Origin of the sequence: Microbacterium sp. BF1 (genome assembly GCF_019279095.1) — a bacterium.
In the GTDB taxonomy this organism is placed as follows: Bacteria; Actinomycetota; Actinomycetes; order Actinomycetales; family Microbacteriaceae; genus Microbacterium; species Microbacterium maritypicum.
In genome coordinates, this window is the sequence record NZ_JAGYWT010000212.1 from 1 (window position 1) to 4,123 (window position 4,123).

Consider the following 4,123-nt stretch of genomic DNA (forward strand, 5'->3'; position numbering starts at 1 on the left):
GCGTGGGACACGAGGGCCTCCTGGTTCCTGAAGCGGTTGAACTCAACAGCTCCACTTCACAACCGGAGGCCCTCACCTCTCAGCTCTTCACGGCCGTGTCGCCGAAACAACGTCCCTGGACATCACAGCTAGCCCGTTCCGCGCGCGAGTCGTGCCGCCACGTCGATCAGCGGCTCCGGGTGTGCGAGAAGCGCACGCTGCTCCGGGTGCGCGATGAGATGGGCGATCAGTCGCTGCGCGCCGGCGACCGTGGGCGCCCAATAGCCGCCGACATGGTGCCGGCTCAGCGGGAGAGTGCGCGGCTCGCCGTCGACGATAAGAGTCACCGCACCGTCGTCGGGATCGACCCCGGGGTCGGTCAGCATCGCCGCGGTCAGCGCTCCGAGCAGCAGGGTGCTGACCAGACCCGGCAGGCGGAACCTGGTCGTGGGGACGTCGATCGCGATCTCCTCGATGTCGGCCCATCGCACGATGCCACGGTTCTCGACGCCCTCGCGGATGATCACGGCGTCAGGGGTCAGTCGCAGGTGATGCCGACCGGGGTCTCCGACAGCCAGCGCCTCACGGACCACGATCAGCGGTCCGTAGCGCTTCACGACTCTTCGGCCACGGGCGGGAGCGCGTCAGGCCCTTCGGTGACCAGGATGTGGAACTGCGCCGCGTCGAGAATGCGCAGACCGAGCTCCTCCGCCTTCGCGAGCTTCGACCCCGCGCCGGGTCCGGCAGCGACGAAGTGGGTCTTCTTCGAGACGCTGGAGGCCGCCTTTCCGCCCGCTTTGAGGATGGCTTCCTGCGCACCCTCTCGCGTATATCCGTCGAGCGAGCCGGTCGCCACCACCGTCAGACCTTCGAGGACGCCGCCCTCGGCGACAGCCGCACCAGGGCCGGGGTGGCCGGGCGTCGCCCACTGCACACCCGCATCCGCCCACTGCTGCACGATCTCCTGGTGCCAGTCGACGTCGAACCAGGCGAGCAGCGAATCGGCGATGATCCCGCCCACGCCCTCCACTGCGGCCAGCTCCTCACGCGAGGCCGCGCGGATCGCGTCGAGGGAACCGAACCACTGGGCAAGCGCCCTGGCGGCGACAGGGCCGACATGACGGATGTTCAGTGACACGAGCAGTCGCCACAGATCCTTGGTCTTCGCCTTCTCCAGCTCAGCGAGCAGAGTGAGCGCCTGGGATGAGGGCTGGGGACCCTCGAGACCGGCCTTCTTCTCGGTCGGTGTGGGGTTTCGTCTGAACGGTGCTCGGGTCTTCACGATCCCGTCCTCGTCCTCCTTGGGGAGCCCCGTCTCGGCGTCGCGCACGAAGAGCTCGATGGGAACGAGCTGCTCGAGGGTGAGCGCGAAAAGACCCGCCTCGGTTTCGAGCGGCGGCACCGCGGGAGACGTGGGCTGCGTCAGCGCGGCAGCGGTGACCTCGCCCAGCGCTTCGACGTCGAGGGCGCCACGGGAGCCGATGTGCTCGACGCGGCCGCGCACCTGTGCCGGGCACGACCTCGCATTCGGGCACCGCAGATCGACATCGCCCTCCTTCATCGCCCGCAGCGGTGTGCCGCACTCCGGGCAGTCGACAGGCATCACGAACTCCCGCTCGCTGCCGTCGCGCTTCTCGACCACCGGTCCGAGGACCTCGGGGATGACGTCGCCGGCCTTGCGCAGCACGACGGTGTCGCCGATCAGCACCCCCTTCGCCTTGACGACGTCTTTGTTGTGCAGAGTCGCCTGGCGGACGACGGAACCGGCGACGTGAGCGGGGGCCATGACCGCGAACGGGGTCGCACGACCGGTGCGACCGACCGACACGACGATGTCGAGCAGCTTCGTCTGCACCTCTTCCGGCGGGTACTTGTAGGCGATCGCCCAGCGCGGCGCGCGGCTCGTCGCACCGAGTTCGTCGTGCAGCTCGAGTTCGTCGACCTTGACCACGATCCCATCGAGCTCGTGCTCGATGTCGTGCCGGTGCTCGCCGAAGTACTCCACGAACGATACGACGTCGTCGACGGTGCGACACACCTTCGTGTGCGGGCTCGTGGGCAGGCCCCATTGTGCGAGCAGGTCGTACACCTCGCTCTGCGCCGCCACGGGAGGGTTCGTCCATGCGCCGATGCCATGCACGTAGAGGGCGAGCGACTCGATCCGCAGCAGGCCCGCTTCGAGTTCGAGACCGTTCTTCTTGTCGATCTGCTGGCGGAGCCCTCCGCTGGCCGCGTTGCGCGGATTCGCGAAGGCGGGGAATCGTCGGGCGGCCGCGGTCCTCGCCTTCTCCTCATCGAAGGGCTTCTTCACTCCCCCACGCGACTCCCACCGCTCGAGAGCATCGGCATATGCGCGCTCACGGAAGGACGCCTGCGCCGCATTGAGCCGTTCGAACGCAGCCACGGGGATGAAGACCTCGCCGCGCACCTCGACGATCGAGGGGTGGCCCTCCCCGCTCAGCCGGTACGGGATCTCCGGAAGACGCAGAGCGTTCTCGGTGACGATCTCTCCCACACGCCCATCGCCTCTGGTGGCTGCAGAGGTCAGAACACCGTTCTCGTAGCGGAGGTTGATCGCCAGTCCGTCGATCTTCAGCTCGGTGAGCCAGGCGACCTCGCGCCCTGCCGAGGCCTTCGTCTTCGCCGCCCACTCCCTCAGCTCTTCGATGGAGAAGACGTTGTCGAGGCTGAGCATCCGCTCCGCGTGCTCGATGGTTGCGAGCCCTGTCGCCTCGGCGGCTCCGACCATCTGCGTCGGCGAGTCCTGTCCCTGCAGTTCGGGATGCAGACGTTCGAGCTCTTCGAGCCGGTGCATCCATCCGTCATACGTGAAGTCGTCGACCAATGAGGTGTCACGGCCGTAGTAGGCCTCTTTCGCATCGAGGATGCGCGTGGTCAGCTCCTCGGCTTCGGTTCGGGCGTCTTCCAGCGAGATGTTCTCCGGCACCCCGTCAGTCTACGAGCGGGCACCGACACCCGAAGCGTCTACGCGCCGACGGGAACGGCCGAGACCGTGGTGTCGATCGTGAACTGCCCGAGCACTCGGGTTCCGATGTACAGCACGGCGGTCTGCCCTGGTGCGACACCGTCGAGCGGCAGCTCCGGGGTGACGCGTACCCCTTCGTCGGAGATCGCGGCGTGCGCGGCGACCGGCTCGGCATGGGCGCGGATCTGCACATGGCACTCGAAGGATACCTCGGTGGGTGCGGCGCCGGCCCAGCTGAACCGCTCCCCGGCGATCTCGGCGATCGCGAGGGCTTCTTTCGGACCGACCACGACGGTGTTCGAGACCGGGCGCACCTCGAGGACGAATCGTGGCTTGCCGTCCGCTGCCGGGACTCCGAGCTTGAGGCCGCGGCGCTGTCCCACTGTGAAGGCGTGGGCCCCTTCGTGCGAGCCCACGACCTCTCCGCTGCGATCGACGATCTCGCCCGTCGCCGTGCCGACCTTCTCGGCGAGCCAGCCTCGGGTGTCCCCATCGGGGATGAAGCAGATGTCGTGGCTGTCCGGCTTCTGCGCGACGCTCAGACCCCGTGCCTCGGCTTCCGCGCGGACGATCGCCTTCGACGGCGTCGTGCCGAGGGGGAAGTAGGTGTGCGCGAGCTGCTCGGCGGTCAGCACTCCCAGCACGTAGGACTGGTCCTTGGCGTTGTCGGACGCGCGGTGCAGCTCGAGACCCCGATCGCCGTCGATCAGTGTCGCGTAGTGCCCGGTGCACACCGCGTCGAAGCCCAGCTCGATCGCGCGCTCCAGGAGCGCGGCGAACTTGATCTTCTCGTTGCACCGCATGCACGGATTGGGGGTGCGGCCGGCCTGGTATTCGGAGATGAAGTCCTGGATCACGTCGTCGCGGAAACGCTCCGAGAAGTCCCACACGTAGAACGGGATGCCGAGCACGTCAGCGGCACGACGGGCGTCCAGCGCGTCCTCGATGGTGCAGCACCCACGACTGCCCGTGCGCAAGGTTCCTCCGGCCCGGGAGAGTGCCAGATGCACTCCGACCACGTCGTGCCCCGTGTCGGCGACAGCTTTGATAACGCGATGGCCGAGGCCGTGAACAACCTCTACAAGACCGAACTGATCCGCCAGCGCGGGCCCTGGCGCACCGTCGAGCAGGTCGAGCTCGCGACCCTCGAATGGGTGT

3 protein-coding genes and 1 pseudogene are annotated in these 4,123 nt (G+C 67.8%); 1 reads left to right on the top strand and 3 read right to left on the bottom strand.

The window, feature by feature from the left end:
- Positions 1–128: 128 nt before the first annotated feature.
- The 3 genes from KZA10_RS08910 to mnmA are packed head-to-tail and all read right to left on the bottom strand — an operon-like array spanning position 129 to position 4,014.
- Positions 129–596 (bottom strand): hypothetical protein, encoded by a 468-nt coding sequence (locus tag KZA10_RS08910; RefSeq protein WP_127482396.1) that lies wholly within the window; start codon positions 594–596, stop codon positions 129–131.
- On the bottom strand, positions 593–2,926 hold the full coding sequence (gene ligA, locus KZA10_RS08915) for an NAD-dependent DNA ligase LigA (RefSeq protein WP_218682688.1): 2,334 nt from the start codon (positions 2,924–2,926) through the stop codon (positions 593–595). Before ligA ends, KZA10_RS08910 begins: the two co-directional genes overlap by 4 nt.
- 38 nt (positions 2,927–2,964) lie before the next feature.
- Complete coding sequence (gene mnmA, locus KZA10_RS08920; protein WP_218682689.1) at positions 2,965–4,014, bottom strand: tRNA 2-thiouridine(34) synthase MnmA; 1,050 nt, start codon at positions 4,012–4,014, stop codon at positions 2,965–2,967.
- Here mnmA and KZA10_RS08925 point away from each other — a divergent pair.
- Positions 4,000–4,123, top strand: a pseudogene (locus KZA10_RS08925) (IS3 family transposase); the annotation flags it as partial. The gene mnmA and the pseudogene KZA10_RS08925 overlap by 15 nt on opposite strands.